The following is a 15824-nucleotide window of genomic DNA, read 5'->3' as shown; positions in this document are numbered from 1 at the left end:
AAAACTTTCTAATTTTCTTGCATAGCTTTTGCTACTTGAGCAGAACTATTTCTAATTTTTTCCATACATTCTCTAGCTTCTTTAGCTAAATCAACACTTTGATTAACCCCATTTAGTCCATCTTTAATGCTTTGAACAACTTCAGAAGTAACATTTCTAATAGAATTTATAGTTGTGGTTATTTCATTTACTGAATGCCCTGTTCTTTCAGCTAGATTTCTAACTTCATCCGCAACAACAGCAAAGCCTCTACCATGTTCACCAGCTCTTGCAGCTTCAATAGCAGCATTTAATGCTAAAAGATTAGTTTGATCTGCTATATCGCTAATTGTTTGTATTATATTTTTTATTTCCTCTGATTGATCGTTTAAAGATGAAACTAAATTGCTGCTATTACTCATCATTTGTGCTATATTTTGGATGTTTTCTACGGTATTTTCTATAACACTATCACCTTCTTGAGTTAGATTATCATTTTGATCAGCTAATTCACTAATTAATTTTAATTTTTCTTCATCTTTGATAACTTGTTCTGTTATATCTGTAGCGAATTTAATTACTTTATAGATTTTGCCATCATCATTTTTAATTGGATTGTAGCTTGCTTCTAAATATACTAATTTATTATTTTTTCCAAAGCGAACAAATTTGCCTGATTGAAATTTACCACTTCTTAATTCTTCCCAAAATATAGTGTATTCTTTTGAATTTCTAAATTTTTCTTCACAGAACATACTATGGTGCTTACCTTTGATTTCATTTAAAGAATAACCCATGGTTTGTGTAAAGTTTTCATTGGCATTTAAAATTTCTCCTTGAGGATCAAATTCAATGATAGCCATTGATCTATTAGCTGCTTCTATGGTATTTTTAAGATCAAGCATTTCATAGTGTCTTTGAGTGATATCATTTGCAAATTTAATTACTTTATAAACTTTATTATTGCTATCAATAATTGGTAAATAATTTGCTTCTAAATAAATATCTTTACCACCTTTAGCAATGCGTCTAAAAAGACCATTTCTTGACTTTCCATTTTTTAAGTCTTTCCAAAAATCAACATATCTTTGTGAATTTACAACTTCTGGCAAACAAAACATTCTATGATGTTTACCTTTAATTTCATCTAAAGAATAATTCATAGTTTTTAAAAAATTTTCATTAGCATTGATAATTGTTCCATCTGTTTGAAATTCTATCATAGCCATGGTATTGCTTATGGCATTGAGTATGTCTTGAAAATTTTGGTTTGATTGCTCTAACTGGGCGATTTTTTCATTGGTTTTTTTATTGGTAAACATATGGTTCCTTATTGTTAAATTTACAAATAAATTATATATAAAGTAAAATAATAGATAATATTGTTTTGTTAGTTTTTTGTTAAATTGGCAAATTTTTCCTGCAAGGTGATTCTGATTTTGTTATTTACTTCTTCATCTTGCTGTATATATTTTGAATTAAGATTTTCTAATTCTTTTAAAAAATTAAAAAGTGTTTCTTCCCATAAACTTGTATTTTTTTTACTTAAATTCATAGTCTGTATATGATTTAATTTTCTACTCATATCACTTAAAGACTCTAAAAATTCATCTTTTTTATCTTCTTCTTTTAATTTGATTTCATTTTGCAAAAGATCATTTTTTACATTTCGTATTTCTTCATTAATAAATTCACAAAATTCGGGATAGATATCTGTTTTAATAGGTTCTAATAATTTTTGTTCATCTAGTTTTAAAGTATATTTTTTAATTGCAAAAAAAAGTATTAAAAAAGCTAAGGCACTAATAAGAAGATAAAAAGCCATGTAAAAAATCCTTGAAGAATATGGTGCGGTTAGCGAGATTTGAACTCGCACACGCTGAGCGCACCACCCCCTCAAGATGGCGTGTCTACCAGTTCCACCATAACCGCATAAATAAGCTCTCTTGTGAGAGCTTGAGTGTATTAAGCTGCAACTAATGCTTGAAATGGATTAGCATATAAAGCAATAAGTGCAATAACAAGTGCATATATAACTTGTGCTTCAATCATCGCTAAAGCAATGAACATAGTTGTCATTAATTTACCACCAAGTCCTGGATTTCTAGCAGTTCCTGCGATAGTAGCTGCAGCAGTATTACCCATACCGATAGCTCCACCTAAAGCAGCAACACCAAGTCCTAAACCAGCTGCTAAAATTGAAAATGATGCTAACCATTGATTCATAGAACCTTCAGCTGCAAATGCAAATCCGCTTAAAGCTAGCATTAAAATTACGATTTTTTTCATGATTTATCCTTAAAAAAGTATTTTAAATCCTTTCGGCTTGCGTATCCCTACTCGTGATTTTAAAAGCAAAATTATATCAATATTAACTTTAAAATTATTGAATTTTGCTAAAAATATTTATTTTAAAATAAATTAAAGTTTTTTTTAGCTACATTAAAAACTTTTATAATTTTATAAAATTATTTAAGGTTATATTTATGAATGAAAAATTTTCTAAAATAGGTTTTGTCTTAGCTGTGGCAGGTTCTGCTGTTGGACTTGGAAATGCTTGGAAGTTTCCAACCTTAGTAGGGCAAAATGGAGGTTCAGCCTTTGTGCTTTTATATTTAATCTTAACTTTAGGTGTAGGTTTTGTGATTTTTTTAGCTGAGCTTAGTATAGGAAAACTTAGTGAAAAAGATCCTGTTAATGCATATTATAATTTAGCGCCAAAATATAAAAGAGCATGGTCGATTGTTGGATTTTCTATGATAGGTGCAATTTTGATTGTTTCTTTTTATAGTGTGATTATAGGCTGGATTGTAAAATATGCTTATTTAGGTTTTTTTCCTTTACCAAAAAACATAGAAGAAAGTGGTGTTATTTTTACAAATTTACTTTCTAAAGATGTTTTATCGCAGTTTATTTGTTTTACCTTTGTTTTTGTAATAATTTTTTATGTGGTATCAAAAGGAGTAAAAAGCGGTATAGAAAAACTCAATGTTTGGATGATGCCAAGTTTGTTTATCTTGCTTATTTTGATGCTTGGATATTCTTTTAGCATGGATGGTTTTTCTAAAGCTAGTGAGTTTTTGTTTTCACCTGATTTTTCTAAACTTGGAGTAGGGGCGTTTTTAAGTGCTTTAGGACTTGCTTGTTTTTCTTTATCTATTGGGGTGGGTTCGATTATAACCTATTCTGCAAGTTTATCTGATAAGACAAATTTTATTAGCAGCACTATAAATATTATTATTATAAATATTATTATTGGCATTATGATGGGGCTTATTGTTTTTACTTTTATTTTTGAATTTAATGGCAATCCTGCTCAACAAGGTCCAGGTTTGATTTTTGTATCTTTAATGAGTTTATTTTCAAATATCGATCCAGTTGGATTTTTACCTTTAGGAAATATTTTAGCTATAGCCTTTTTTATAGCTTTATTTTTTGCCGGGATTACTTCTGCAGTATCTATGATAGAGCCTTTAACTTTTTATTTAATAAATTCTTTTAACTTTTCTCGTAAAAAAGCTTTGTTGTTAATAGGTATTATAGTTTATGTATTAGGAAGTTTATGTATATTATCAGGTATTGAATGGAGTAAAGATTCTTTGGTAATTTTTGGAAAAAGTTTTTTTGATGCACTTGATTATTTAGCTTCTAATTTAATGATGCCTTTGGGTGGACTTTTTGGTGCTTTATTTGTTGGTTTTGTGCTTAAAAAAGAAGCTTTACAAACTTTATTTGGTCCTTACATGAAAGGTATGTTTTTTGAAATTTGGTATTTTTTTGTGCGCTATATTTCACCTTTAGCGGTGATTTTTATCATGATAAAACAATTATTTTTTTAAGGTAAAAGAATGAATGATAAATTTTCTAAGATAGGTTTTATTTTGGCTGTGGCAGGTTCTGCTGTTGGGCTTGGAAATGCTTGGAAATTTCCAACCTTAGTGGGAAATAATGGGGGCTCAGCCTTTGTGATTGTGTATTTGTTATTAACTTTGGGCGTAGCTTTTGTGATTTTTTTAGCTGAGCTTAGCATAGGAAAACTTAGTGAAAAAGATCCTGTTAATGCTTATCATTCTTTGGCACCTAAGAATAAAAAAGCATGGTCTTATGCAGGATTTTTTATGCTAGGTGCTATTATTTTGGTTTCTTTTTATAGTGTGGTAATTGGTTGGATTGTAAAATATGCTTATATGGGGTTTTTTACCCTTCCAAGTAATACCAATGAAGCTGGTGCTGCTTTTGGTAATTTGCTTTCTAATGATGTTTTATCACAATTTATTTGTTTTAGCTTTGTTTTTATTGTTATTTTTTATGTAGTATCAAAAGGTATTAAAAGCGGTATAGAAAAACTCAATGTTTGGATGATGCCAAGTTTGTTTATCTTGCTTATTTTGATGCTTGGATATTCTTTTAGTATGGATGGTTTTTCTAAGGCTAGTGAGTTTTTATTTGTGCCTGATTTTTCAAAATTAAGTGTTAATTCTATATTAGATGCATTAGGTCTTGCATTTTTTAGTATGTCTTTAGGGGTATGCGTGATTTTAACTTATGCAGCAAGTTTGCCTGATAAAACTAATTTTATCAGCAGTGCTTTTAATATTATCATCATCAATACCATCATAGGACTTATGATGGGACTTATTGTTTTTACTTTTATTTTTGAATTTGGAGCTGATCCTACTCAGCAAGGCCCAGGGCTTATTTTTATATCTTTAATGACTTTATTTGCTAAATTGGGATTTTTAGGCAATATTTTAGCCATAGCCTTTTTTATAGCTTTATTTTTTGCTGGGATTACTTCAGCAATTTCAATGATAGAACCTTTTACATTTTATCTTATAAATCGTTATCAAATTTCAAGAAAAAAAGCTTTGGTTTTTGTTGGAATAATTGTGTATTTTCTTGGAAGCTTATCTATACTTTCTTTTTATGGCCCAAGTGCTGATAGCTTGAATTTTTTTGGAAAAAGTTTTTTTGATATTTTAGACTTTTTCATCCAGAATTTATTAATGCCAATTTCAGCTTTAGTAACAGCTTTTTTTGTTGGTTTTGTGCTTAAAAAAGAAGCTTTACAAATTTTATTTAAACCTTACATGCAAGGAATATTTTTTGAAATTTGGTATGTCTTTTTAAGATATATTTCACCACTAGCAGTAGTTTTAATCATGGCTAGAGGAATCTTTTTTTAAGGTAAAAGAATGAATGATAAATTTTCTAAAATAGGTTTTGTTTTAGCAGTAGCAGGTGGGGCTATTGGACTTGGGAATGCTTGGAAATTTCCAACCTTAGTAGGGCAAAATGGAGGTTTTGCTTTTGTGATTTTGTATTTGATTTTAACAATTAGTATAGGATTTTGTGTGTTTTTAGCCGAAATTGCTATGGGTAGATTAAGCCAAAGTGATCCTGTAAATGCTTATAAAAGTTTAGCAACTAAGTATGCTCACAAATGGAAATTTGCAGGTTTTTTTATGTTGGGTGGAATTTTTGTTTTATCTTTTTATCTTGTTATTATGGGTTGGGTTTTAAAATACATGATAACTTCGATTTATTATTTGCCTACTAACACTCAAGAAGCAGGAGCTTTGTTTGGAAATTTAATACAAAATAGTATTTTAGAAAGCAGCTTGTATTTTTTGATTGCTTTTTTTCTAACTTTGTTTGTGGTTTCAAAAGGAGTAAAAAGTGGTATAGAAAAACTTAATGTTTGGATTATGCCAAGTTTGTTTATCATGCTTATTTTAATGCTAGTGTATTGTTTTTTTCAAGATGGATTTAAAGAAGCTTTTATTTATTTGTTTTATCCTGATTTTGCTAAACTTAGCTTAAATTCAGTATTAACAGCTTTAGGACTTGCGTTTTTTACTTTATGTTTAGGTATAGGATGTATTACTACTTATGCAGCTTCTTTAAAAGATGATACGAATTTAATCACTAGCTCAATGATAATTGTATTTTTAAATATTTGCATAGGGCTTATGATGGGGCTTATTGTTTTTACTTTTATATTTAAATTTAATGCTAATCCTGCAGAAGGTGCTGGACTTGTATTTATATCTTTAACAACTTTGTTTTCTAATCTAGGCACTATTTTTGGACATTTTTTAGCTTTTTATTTTTTCTTAGCTTTATTTTTTGCAGGAATTACTTCAGCAGTTTCCATGATAGAACCTTTTACTTTTTATCTTGTGAATGAATATAAAATTTCAAGAAAAAAAGCTTTGATTTTTATAGGCTTTGTAGTTTTTCTTTTGGGAATGAGTTGTATTTTATCTTTTAGTGCTAGTTATGGAGCTAGTTTTAATTTTTTTGGTTTAAGCTTTTTTGATATTTTGGATAAATTAACTTCTAATTTTATGTTGCCACTTGGAGCCATTGCTAGTGCTATTTTTGTTGGGTTTTTCATGGATAAAAAAAGAATTTATGGATTGTTTTCTAAATTTATGAGCAAAAGTATTTTTGAGGTTTGGTATTTTTTACTAAGATTTATTGCACCTATTGCAATTGTTATCATTATGTTAAATCAAATTTTATAAATTTGTTTTTTAAGAAAGTGAAGTTATAATTTTATAATGCAAAAAGAAGGATAAATAATGGCTAAAAAATTAATTGATGTGATGGATACAACCTTTAGAGATGGCTTTCAGTCTGTTTATGGGGCTAGAGTTTTAATGGATGATTTTTTTCCTGCTGTAAAAGCAGCCAAAGAAGCAGGAATTACACATTTTGAATTTGGTGGTGGTGCGAGGTTTCAAAGTTTATTTTTTTATTTAAACGAAAATGCCTTTGAAATGATGGATAAATTTAGAGCTATAGTTGGAAAAGATGTAAATTTACAAACCCTTGCAAGAGGGGTTAATACTGTAGCGCTTGATACAGGCAGTAAAGAAATCATTGATTTGCATGCAAAAATGTTTGCAAAACATGGCACAACAACTATAAGAAATTTTGATGCATTAAATGATGTAAATAATTTAAAATTTAGTGGAGAATGTATAGTTAAACATGGTTTAAAACATGAAATTACTATTACTTTAATGGACCTACCTCCAAAATGCAAAGGTGCACATGATGTGCCTTTTTATGAAAGAATTTTAAAAGAAATCCTACAAGCTCAAATTCCATTTGATAGTATTTGTTTTAAAGATGCAAGTGGAACTTCAAATCCAAATAAAATTTATGAAGTTATTAAAATGGCCAGAAAAAACTTACCTGAAAATATGCATATAAGATTACATACGCATGAAACTGCAGGGGTAAGTATAGCATGCTACTTAGCAGCTTTAGAAGCGGGAGTTGATGGGATTGATTTAGCCGCAGCTCCTGTTAGTGGAGGAACTTCTCAACCTGATATTTTAACCATGCTTCATGCATTAAAAGGAAGTAATTTTGATCTTGGTTTAGATAGTGAAAAAATTTTAGAATATGAAGAAGTTTTAAAAGATTGTTTGAAAGATTATTTTTTACCACCTGAAGCAACAGCGGTAAATCCTTTAATACCTTTTTCACCTATGCCAGGTGGTGCATTAACTGCCAATACTCAAATGATGAGAGATAATAATATTTTAGACAAATTCCCAGCGGTTATCAAAGCCATGCAAGAAGTGGTTGAAAAAGGTGGCTATGGAACTTCAGTAACCCCTGTTAGTCAGTTTTATTTTCAACAAGCTTTTAATAATGTTATGTTTGGCCCTTGGAAAAAAATTGCAGATGGATATGGAAAAATGGTTTTAGGGTATTTTGGAAAAACCCCTGTTGCACCAGATCCTGAAGTAGTTAAACTTGCAAGCACACAATTAAAGCTAGAGCCAACCACTCAACTTGCAAGTGATATTGCTGATAAAGATGAAACAAAAAGCATAGCCTATATTAAAAATTTACTTGAAAAAGAAAATTTAGAAACAAGCGAAGAAAATATTTTTATCGTTGCAGCTTGCAAAGAAAAGGGTATAGCCTTTTTAAAAGGTGAAGCTAAAGTTAATGTTAGAAAAGATAATAAGTTAAAATCAAATCTTGCAAACGAAAATCAATTTACTGTATCAGTAAATGGCAACAAATATCATGTAGAAGTAAGTGCAGGATTTGATAGAGATGTTAATGTTAAAAATGCTATTAATGTTAAAAATAACAATACAGAAATAAAAAAAGCTCAAGTAAGTGATACAAGTAATGCAGTTACAGCTAGTATGAATGCTAATGTTTTTAAAATTTTAGTAAATGTGGGAGATAGCGTAAAAAGCGGGCAGGTTGTAGCTGTACTTGAAGCAATGAAAATGGAGATTGAGCTTACTTCTAGCAAGGATGGAGAAATTGCAGAAATTTTAGTAAATGCAGGAGATAGTGTTAGTGAAGGACAAGTTTTAATGACTTATAAATAAGGAGGATTAAAATGAAAGATGTAGAAAAACTAGGCTTAGAAAATATTAAAAAGATTTATCATAATATTAGTTATGATGAACTTTTAAAGCATGAAATTGAAAATAAAGAAGGAATTTGCACAAAAAATGGAACTTTTAGCGTAGATACGGGAATTTTTACTGGTAGAAGTCCTAAAGATAAGTATTTTGTAAAACAAGATCCTTCACAAAAATTTGTTGCTTGGGGTAAGATTAATCAACCTATTAGCAAAGAATTATTTGAAAAACTTTTAACAAAAGCTAAAAAACAACTTAGCAATAGTGATATTTATATACAAGATGCTTATTGTGGTGCTTCGTTAAAAAGTCGTAAAGCGGTGCGTTTTGTAACACAAATTGCTTGGCAAGCACACTTTGTAAAAAATATGTTTATTCGTCCTAAAGAAGAAGAGTTAGCAGATTTTAACCCTGATTTTATTGTTTATAATGCTTGCAAATGTGTGAATGAAGACTATGAAAAAGATGGCTTAAATTCTGAAGTTTTTGTAATTTTTAACATAGAAGAAAATATAGCAGTAATTGGTGGAACTTGGTATGGCGGAGAGATGAAAAAGGGAATTTTTTCTATGATGAATTATTGGCTTCCACTAGAAAATAAACTTTCAATGCATTGTAGTGCTAATGTTGGAGAAAAAGGCGATGTTGCACTTTTCTTTGGGCTTAGTGGCACAGGTAAAACCACTCTTTCAACTGATCCAAAAAGAAAATTAATTGGCGATGATGAACATGGTTGGGATGATGAGGGTGTGTTTAATTTTGAAGGGGGTTGTTATGCAAAATGTATTAACCTTGATCCTCAAAGTGAACCAGAAATTTATGGAGCTATAAAACAAAATGCACTTTTAGAAAATGTAGTTTTAAAAGAAGATTTAAGTGTTGATTTTAATGATGGCTCAAAAACTGAAAATACAAGAGTATCCTACCCAATAGAACATATTTTAAACCATGAACCAAGTCTTAGTGCAGGTCATCCTAGCAATATCATCTTTCTTTCAGCAGATGCTTTTGGGGTTTTACCTCCAGTTAGCAAACTTAGCAAAGAACAAGCGATGTATTATTTTTTAAGTGGATATACAGCAAAAGTTGCAGGAACAGAAAGAGGGATTAGCGAACCTGTTGCTACTTTTTCAGCTTGTTTTGGAGAAGTATTTTTACCGCTACATCCAACTATTTATGCTAAGCTTTTGGGTGAAAAAATCACTAAGCATGATGTTAATGTTTATCTAGTAAATACCGGCTGGAGCGGCGGTGCTTATGGGGTTGGTAAAAGAATGAGTATAAAAGCTACTAGAGCTTGTATTAATGCTATTTTAGATGGTAGTATAAAAAATTGTGAATTTGAAAATTATGATTTATTTAATCTTGCTATTCCAAAAGAACTTGCTGGTGTTGAAGCTAAAGTGCTAAATCCTATCAATGCTTGGGAAGATAAAAAGGCCTATGAAGAAACTAAACTAAAGCTTGCTAAAATGTTTATAGAAAATTTTAAACGCTATGAAGATGTAAAAGAAGGATCAGAATTTAAATTAGCAGGTCCTGCTATCTAAAAGAGTTAAACTCTTTTAGAATAAAGATTCGGGATTGATTTGAGTTTCTTTGCTTTTTGGAAGCTCAAATCCACCTAGCATGTGAAAATGCAAATGAAACACTTCTTGGCCACTATTTTTTCCACAATTTGTAATTAGTCTATACCCGCTTTTATCAAGCCCTAAAAGCATGGCTAACTCTTGAATAAATTTAGTCATTTCACTCATAAGTTCAGGTTTTAATTCTTGGAAATTTTCAAAATGTTCTTTTGGAATGATTAAAACATGGATAGGTGCTTTTGGATTTATATCATGAAATGCTAAAAATTTTTCACTTTCTAAGACTTTGTTTGCTGGAATTTTTCCTTCAATAATCAACTCAAATATAGTTTTTTCTCTCATTTGTTATTCCTTTTTTCTATTATTTTTGCTAATTTTAAATAATTTTACATTAGAATGTTTAAAAAAAATTTAGTTGGAGTAAAAATTGCAAGATATGATAACTAAAATTGCTTCTGCAAACACTTTAGCAGAGCTTGAAAATATAAAAGTGAGTGTTTTAGGTAAAAAAGGAATTTTGACTTTAGAATTTGCAAAGTTAAAGGATTTAGAAGGTGATGAAAAAAAAGAATTTGCAAATGGTTTAAATAAAGCAAGAGATGAATTTAACAAAGCTTATCAAGTTAAATTGAAAGAATTAGAAGAACAAGCTTTGAATGAAAAAATGAAACAAGATGTGCAAGATTTTAGTTTTTTTGATGAAACTTCAAATGCAGGTGCTTTGCACCCAATTATGCAAACTATGGATAAAATCATAGAGTATTTTACAGCTTTAAATTTTAGCATAGAAAAAGGGCCTTTGATTGAAGATGATTTTCATAATTTTGAAGCTTTAAATTTACCTCAAAATCACCCCGCAAGAGATATGCAAGATACTTTTTATTTTGAAGATAAAACTTTGCTTAGATCGCAAACTTCTCCAGTGCAAATTAGAACTATGCTTTCTCAAAAACCACCTATTAGAATGATAGCGCCTGGTGCAGTTTTTAGAAGAGATTTTGATATTACTCATACGCCTATGTTTCATCAAGTAGAAGGGCTTGTAGTTGAAGAGGGTGATAAAGTAAATTTTGCAAATTTAAAAGATATGCTAGAACATTTTTTAAAACATATGTTTGGCGATGTAAAAGTGCGTTTTAGACCAAGCTTTTTTCCTTTTACAGAACCATCTGCTGAAGTGGATATTTCTTGTGTGTTTTGCAAAGGTTGTGGATGTAGAGTTTGCAAGCAAACAGGATGGCTTGAAGTTTTAGGGTGTGGTGTTGTTGATCCTAATGTTTATAAATTTGTAGGTTATAAAAATGTAAGTGGCTATGCCTTTGGTTTAGGTGTAGAGCGTTTTGCTATGCTTTTGCATAAAATTCCTGATTTGCGTTCTATGTTTGAAGGTGATTTAAGATTATTGGAGCAATTTAGATGATTATTAGTAGAAATTGGTTAAGTGAATGGATTGATTTAAGTGAAATATCGACACAAACTATAGTAAATACCTTAAATTCCATAGGATTGGAAGTTGATAGTTTCAAAAGTGTTAAAGCTCCCCAAAAAGTTGTAGTTGGTAAAGTTTTAGAAAAAGTTAAACATGAAAATTCAGATAAATTAAATATTTGTAAAGTAGATGTTGGAAATGAAATTTTGCAAATTGTTTGTGGGGCAAAAAATGTTGATAAAGATCAATTTGTAGCCGTATCTTTAGTGGGCGCAGTGCTTCCTAGCGGACTTGAGATAAAACCTGCTAAACTTAGAGGGGTTGAATCTATGGGCATGATTTGTTCTTCTAGTGAGCTTGGTTTTGGAAAAAGCAATGAAGGCATTATGGTTTTAGATGAAAGTATGGGAGAATTAGTTCTAGGAAAAGCTTTAAATACTTATGAACTTTTTAATGATGAATTAATTGAAATAGAGCTCACTCCAAATCGTGGGGATTGTTTGAGTTTATATGGTGTTGCTAGAGATTTAAGTGCAGCACTTGATTTAAATTTAAAAGAATTAAATCCTTTAAAAGAAAGCGAAAATAGTGTAGGTATAGGAAGAATATTAAGTGTTAAAAATCAAAGTGATATTGAAGGATTTTTTGCTTATAAGGCTTTAGAAGTTAAAGAAGAATTTAAACTAAATATTACCATACAAATCCGTCTTGCTTTGATTGAAGCATATAAAAATAACAATATAGAAAATCTTTTAACTTATACAACCCATGCAAGCGGGGTGATTTTTTGTGCTTATGATTTTCATAAACTTTGCAAGGAATGCCAAATTGATGAAAAGATTATTTTAGAAATTAAAACTCAAGAGCATGGAGAATATGGGGTTTATTACAAAGATGAGTTAATTGCTTTAGCAGGTATAGAACAAGAGGATAAATTTAAAATCAATGATGAGAGTAAAATTATCATTATAGAAGCAAGTTATACTCATCCTCAAACTATAGCAAATGCAATAGCCTTTCATAAAAAGAAAAACGATACTATATATCGTTCTTTAAGAGGCAGTGAGCCTAAGCTTTCTTTGGGAATGGAATATTTATTTAATGAATGCTTGAAAATTGGTGCAATTAGTGTTTTTTCAGGAAGCCAACAAATTTTTAAAGAAAATGAAGCAAATATTATCGGAATTTTTGGTGCAGAGATTGATAAAATCATTGGTATGCCTATAGATAAAAATAATTTAGTAAAAATTCTTAAAAAATTAGGTTTTGAAATAAGTGTGGTAAATGATGAGCAATTTAATATCAAAATCCCTCTTCATCGCAGTGATATAGTAAATATAGCTGATATTAGCGAGGAGATAGTAAGAATTATTGGTATTGATAATATCCCATCAAAAGCTTTAGAATTTAAAGAAAAAAATCGTTTAAATCAAGTATATTTTGATTATCAAGAGCTTAAAAATTTAAGACTAAAAGCAAGTAGTAATGGATATTTTGAAAGTATACATTATGTTTTAGATAATGAAGAAGAATTAAATCAGCTAGGATTTAAGTGCATTAAAAATAAACTTATTAATCCCATTACCAATGAGCTTAATACACTAAGAAGTACTTTGATTAATCATCTTTTAAATGCAGCAAGTTTTAATCTAAGAAATTCCAAAAAGAAAATCAAACTTTTTGAGTGTGGTAGTGTTTTTGATGAATTTTCGAATGAACATGTTAAATTTGCAATGATTTTTAGTGGTTACAAAGAAGAAGCTAAAATAACAAATAAAGCTAAACCTGTTTTGGTGGATTTTTATACTTTTTTAGCAGAATTAAAAAGTATTATAGGTGAGTTTAGTTTACAAAAATCAGAATATACATTTTTAAGTCCATATGAACAAGCAAATGTATATAAAAATGGCAAGCGTATAGGATTTGTAGGTAGAGTGCATTTAAGTGTAGAAAATAAAAGAGATTTAGCTAAAACTTATATTTGTGAGTTTGATTTAGAAGGTTTAAAGCAAGAATTTAAAATTGCTAAAGCTTATTCTAAATTTCCTTCTATAAGCAGAGATTTAAGTATAGTTATTCCTAAAGGTTTTGCATATGAAAAAATCAAAAATAGTATTGCAAAATTAGATATTGATATTTTAGAAACTTTTAGAGTGGTGGATTTATACACAGATGCAAATTTAGGTGATTTTTATAGCTTGACAATTAATCTTGTGTTTAGAGATTTTGAAAAAACTTTAGAGGATAATGTAGTTCTTGAACATATTGATAAAATTATCAAAATGCTAAATGATGAATATGGTTTAAAACTACGATGAAAATTTCACCTTTAAAATCTTTTAAAGCAATACTTGAAGATATAGCTTCTGATAAGTCTATATCTCATCGTTTTGCGATTTTTTCTTTACTAACCCAAGGGACTTGTAAAATTAAAAACTATCTTAAAGCTGAAGATACTTTAAATACTTTGAAAATTATTAATGCTTTGGGTGCTAAGATTGAAGAGGATGGTGAAAATATTTACATACAAGCTCCAGTGAGTATTAAATCTCCAAATGTTATTTTAGATTGTGGAAATTCAGGCACAGCTATGAGACTTTTGATAGGTTTTTTAAGTGCTATTGAGGGAGGATTTTTTGTTTTAAGTGGAGATAAGTACTTAAATGCTAGGCCGATGAAAAGAGTAAGTATGCCTTTAATATCAATTGGAGCAAAAATTTATGGAAGAGATGGTGCTAATTTAGCTCCAATTTGCATTCAAGGTATGAAATTAGATGGATTTGATTATAAAAGTGATATTGCTTCAGCTCAGGTTAAAACTGCACTGATTTTGGCAGCATTGCATGCAAAAAAAGAAAGCTTTTTTCAAGAAATTGAGCTTTCAAGAGATCATAGTGAAATTATACTTAATAAAATGGGAGCTTGCATTGAGTATTTAAACAAAGAAAAAACTTTTATAAAGATAAATCCTTTAAAAGAAAAATTAAAAGCATTTGAAGTATGTGTGCCAAATGATCCATCATCGGCCTTTTATTTTGCCTTAGCTGCTTGTATTTTACCTCATTCAAAAGTAGTTTTAAAAAATGTTTTGTTAAATAAAACACGCATTGAGGCCTTTAAAATTTTAGAAAAAATGGGTGTAAAAATCACTTATAATGTTATCAATGAAGATTTTGAAAGTATTGGAGAAATTTGTGTTGAAGGTGCGCCTTTAAAGGCGGTAAATGTGAGTGAAAATATCGCATGGTTGATTGATGAAATTCCAGCTTTGGCCATAGCTTTTGCTTGTGCAAAGGGAAAAAGCATGATAAAAAATGCTAAAGAATTGCGCGTAAAAGAAAGCGATAGAATCAAATCAATTGTATTAAATTTGCAAAAATGTGGCATAAAGGTAAAAGAATTTGAAGATGGTTTTGAAGTAGAAGGCGGCGAAGCTAAAAGTGCTAAAATAGAAAGCTTTGGAGATCATAGAATTGCGATGAGTTTTTTAATTTTAGGTTTAAGATGTGGAATGGAAGTAGATGATAGTGAATGCATTAAAACTTCTTTTCCAAATTTTATTGAGATTTTAAAGCAAATAGGAGCTAAAATTGGAGATTGAACTAGCAAAAAGCTATGGATTTTGTTTTGGGGTAAAAAGAGCTATTAAAAAGGCTGAACAGATTAAAGATGCAGCTACCATAGGCCCTTTAATTCATAATAATGAAGAAATCACAAGACTTTGGAAAAATTATAATGTTAAAACATTAAATGATATCAATGAATTAAGCACAGAAAAAAAAGCTATCATTAGAACTCATGGTATCACAAAGCAAGATTTAGAAAAATTAAAGCAAAAAGATATAGAAATTTTTGATGCAACTTGTCCTTTTGTAACAAAACCTCAAAAAATTTGCGAGCAAATGAGCAATGAAGGCTATGAAGTTGTGATTTTTGGAGATGAAAATCATCCTGAAGTAAAAGGGGTAAGAAGTTATGTAAGTACTAAGGCTTATGTAGTGCTTGATGAAAAAGAATTGCTTGATATTAAATTGCCTTCTAAAATTGCAGTGGTATCACAAACTACAAAAAAGATAGAAAAATTTATGGAAATTGTGAATTTTTTAATGCTTAGGGTTAAGGAAGTGCGTGTTTTTAATACCATATGCGATGCGACTTTTAAAAATCAAGAGGCAATTAACGAGCTTGCCAAAAAAAGTGATATTATGGTGATTGTCGGAGGAAAAAATTCAGCTAATACAAAACAGCTTTTTTTAATAGCAAAAAATTATTGTGAAGATAGTTATTTGATTGAAAATGAAAAAGAAATTCAAAAAGAGTGGTTTGAAGGTAAAAAGCGATGTGGTATTAGTGCGGGTGCTTCTACGCCTGATTGGGTTATAAATTTAGTAATTGAAAAAATTAAAGAATATGCATAGA

Annotated in this window: 12 protein-coding genes, 1 tRNA gene and 2 pseudogenes; 9 read left to right on the top strand and 6 right to left on the bottom strand. The window is 29.6% G+C overall.

Annotation, left to right across the window (positions count from 1 at the left end):
- Positions 1 to 8: 8 nt before the first annotated feature.
- The 5 genes and pseudogenes from cetZ (CPEL_RS09810) to CPEL_RS06630 form a co-directional block, all read right to left on the bottom strand.
- A pseudogene (cetZ, locus tag CPEL_RS09810) lies at positions 9 to 434 on the bottom strand (energy taxis response protein CetZ); the annotation flags it as partial.
- A gap of 102 nt (positions 435 to 536) precedes the next feature.
- Positions 537 to 1208 (bottom strand): annotated as a pseudogene (gene cetZ / locus CPEL_RS09805) (energy taxis response protein CetZ); the annotation flags it as partial.
- A 161-nt stretch (positions 1209 to 1369) separates the two neighbouring features.
- Positions 1370 to 1804, bottom strand: coding sequence for a hypothetical protein (locus tag CPEL_RS06640; RefSeq protein ID WP_044599147.1), 435 nt, complete (start codon positions 1802 to 1804; stop codon positions 1370 to 1372).
- Between the two features lie 21 nt (positions 1805 to 1825).
- Positions 1826 to 1911: transfer RNA gene (locus tag CPEL_RS06635), tRNA-Leu, on the bottom strand.
- A 33-nt stretch (positions 1912 to 1944) separates the two neighbouring features.
- On the bottom strand, positions 1945 to 2268 hold the full coding sequence (locus CPEL_RS06630) for a F0F1 ATP synthase subunit C (protein ID WP_044599146.1): 324 nt from the start codon (positions 2266 to 2268) through the stop codon (positions 1945 to 1947).
- Positions 2269 to 2465: 197 nt separating this feature from the next.
- Here CPEL_RS06630 and CPEL_RS06625 point away from each other — a divergent pair, with 197 nt between their 5' ends.
- From CPEL_RS06625 to pckA, 5 genes are read left to right on the top strand one after another with little or no spacing between them, the layout of a single operon-like run.
- Positions 2466 to 3818 (top strand): sodium-dependent transporter, encoded by a 1353-nt coding sequence (locus CPEL_RS06625; RefSeq protein ID WP_044599145.1) that lies wholly within the window; start codon positions 2466 to 2468, stop codon positions 3816 to 3818.
- Between the two features lie 9 nt (positions 3819 to 3827).
- The gene (locus CPEL_RS06620; RefSeq protein ID WP_044599144.1) at positions 3828 to 5165 is read left to right on the top strand and encodes a sodium-dependent transporter; all 1338 of its coding nucleotides are present in this window, start codon (positions 3828 to 3830) and stop codon (positions 5163 to 5165) included.
- Between the two features lie 9 nt (positions 5166 to 5174).
- Entirely contained in the window at positions 5175 to 6509 is a 1335-nt protein-coding gene (locus CPEL_RS06615; RefSeq protein ID WP_044599143.1) for a sodium-dependent transporter, read from the top strand.
- 57 nt (positions 6510 to 6566) lie between these two features.
- Positions 6567 to 8351: a pyruvate carboxylase subunit B gene (locus tag CPEL_RS06610; protein ID WP_044599142.1), complete on the top strand. Its 1785-nt coding sequence runs from the start codon at positions 6567 to 6569 to the stop codon at positions 8349 to 8351.
- An 11-nt stretch (positions 8352 to 8362) separates the two neighbouring features.
- On the top strand, positions 8363 to 9937 hold the full coding sequence (gene pckA / locus CPEL_RS06605) for a phosphoenolpyruvate carboxykinase (ATP) (protein ID WP_044599141.1): 1575 nt from the start codon (positions 8363 to 8365) through the stop codon (positions 9935 to 9937).
- A gap of 15 nt (positions 9938 to 9952) precedes the next feature.
- Here pckA and CPEL_RS06600 read toward each other — a convergent pair whose 3' ends face one another.
- Positions 9953 to 10318, bottom strand: coding sequence for a histidine triad nucleotide-binding protein (locus CPEL_RS06600; protein WP_044599140.1), 366 nt, complete (start codon positions 10316 to 10318; stop codon positions 9953 to 9955).
- A gap of 94 nt (positions 10319 to 10412) precedes the next feature.
- On the opposite strand from CPEL_RS06600, the gene CPEL_RS06595 reads away from it, so the two are divergent.
- From CPEL_RS06595 to CPEL_RS06580, 4 genes are read left to right on the top strand one after another with little or no spacing between them, the layout of a single operon-like run.
- Positions 10413 to 11396 (top strand): phenylalanine--tRNA ligase subunit alpha, encoded by a 984-nt coding sequence (locus CPEL_RS06595; RefSeq protein WP_148308803.1) that lies wholly within the window; start codon positions 10413 to 10415, stop codon positions 11394 to 11396.
- Positions 11393 to 13723, top strand: coding sequence for a phenylalanine--tRNA ligase subunit beta (pheT, locus tag CPEL_RS06590; RefSeq protein ID WP_044599138.1), 2331 nt, complete (start codon positions 11393 to 11395; stop codon positions 13721 to 13723). Before CPEL_RS06595 ends, pheT begins: the two co-directional genes overlap by 4 nt.
- Positions 13720 to 15006 carry a 3-phosphoshikimate 1-carboxyvinyltransferase gene (gene aroA, locus CPEL_RS06585; protein WP_044599137.1) on the top strand — a complete coding sequence of 429 codons (1287 nt, stop codon included), beginning with the start codon at positions 13720 to 13722 and terminating at the stop codon, positions 15004 to 15006. Before pheT ends, aroA begins: the two co-directional genes overlap by 4 nt.
- Entirely contained in the window at positions 14996 to 15823 is an 828-nt protein-coding gene (locus CPEL_RS06580; RefSeq protein WP_044599136.1) for a 4-hydroxy-3-methylbut-2-enyl diphosphate reductase, read from the top strand. Before aroA ends, CPEL_RS06580 begins: the two co-directional genes overlap by 11 nt.
- The last annotated feature ends 1 nt before the right edge of the window (position 15824 follow it).

The sequence above is a fragment of the Campylobacter peloridis LMG 23910 genome (genome assembly GCF_000816785.1).
Taxonomy (GTDB): Bacteria; Campylobacterota; Campylobacteria; order Campylobacterales; family Campylobacteraceae; genus Campylobacter_D; species Campylobacter_D peloridis.
Note: the sequence above shows the minus strand (reverse complement) of the source record. Positions and strands in the feature narration are given on the sequence as shown.

Excerpts from the sequence above, each read along its gene's own strand:
- CPEL_RS06630 (WP_044599146.1), bottom strand. The coding sequence starts at position 2,268 with ATGAAAAAAATCGTAATTTTAATGCTAGCTTTAAGCGGATTTGCATTT.
- CPEL_RS06600 (WP_044599140.1), bottom strand. The coding sequence starts at position 10,318 with ATGAGAGAAAAAACTATATTTGAGTTGATTATTGAAGGAAAAATTCCA.
- pheT (WP_044599138.1), top strand. The coding sequence starts at position 11,393 with ATGATTATTAGTAGAAATTGGTTAAGTGAATGGATTGATTTAAGTGAA.
- pckA (WP_044599141.1), top strand. The coding sequence starts at position 8,363 with ATGAAAGATGTAGAAAAACTAGGCTTAGAAAATATTAAAAAGATTTAT.
- CPEL_RS06615 (WP_044599143.1), top strand. The coding sequence starts at position 5,175 with ATGAATGATAAATTTTCTAAAATAGGTTTTGTTTTAGCAGTAGCAGGT.
- CPEL_RS06620 (WP_044599144.1), top strand. The coding sequence starts at position 3,828 with ATGAATGATAAATTTTCTAAGATAGGTTTTATTTTGGCTGTGGCAGGT.
- CPEL_RS06625 (WP_044599145.1), top strand. The coding sequence starts at position 2,466 with ATGAATGAAAAATTTTCTAAAATAGGTTTTGTCTTAGCTGTGGCAGGT.
- aroA (WP_044599137.1), top strand. The coding sequence starts at position 13,720 with ATGAAAATTTCACCTTTAAAATCTTTTAAAGCAATACTTGAAGATATA.
- CPEL_RS06595 (WP_148308803.1), top strand. The coding sequence starts at position 10,413 with ATGATAACTAAAATTGCTTCTGCAAACACTTTAGCAGAGCTTGAAAAT.
- CPEL_RS06610 (WP_044599142.1), top strand. The coding sequence starts at position 6,567 with ATGGCTAAAAAATTAATTGATGTGATGGATACAACCTTTAGAGATGGC.
- CPEL_RS06640 (WP_044599147.1), bottom strand. The coding sequence starts at position 1,804 with ATGGCTTTTTATCTTCTTATTAGTGCCTTAGCTTTTTTAATACTTTTT.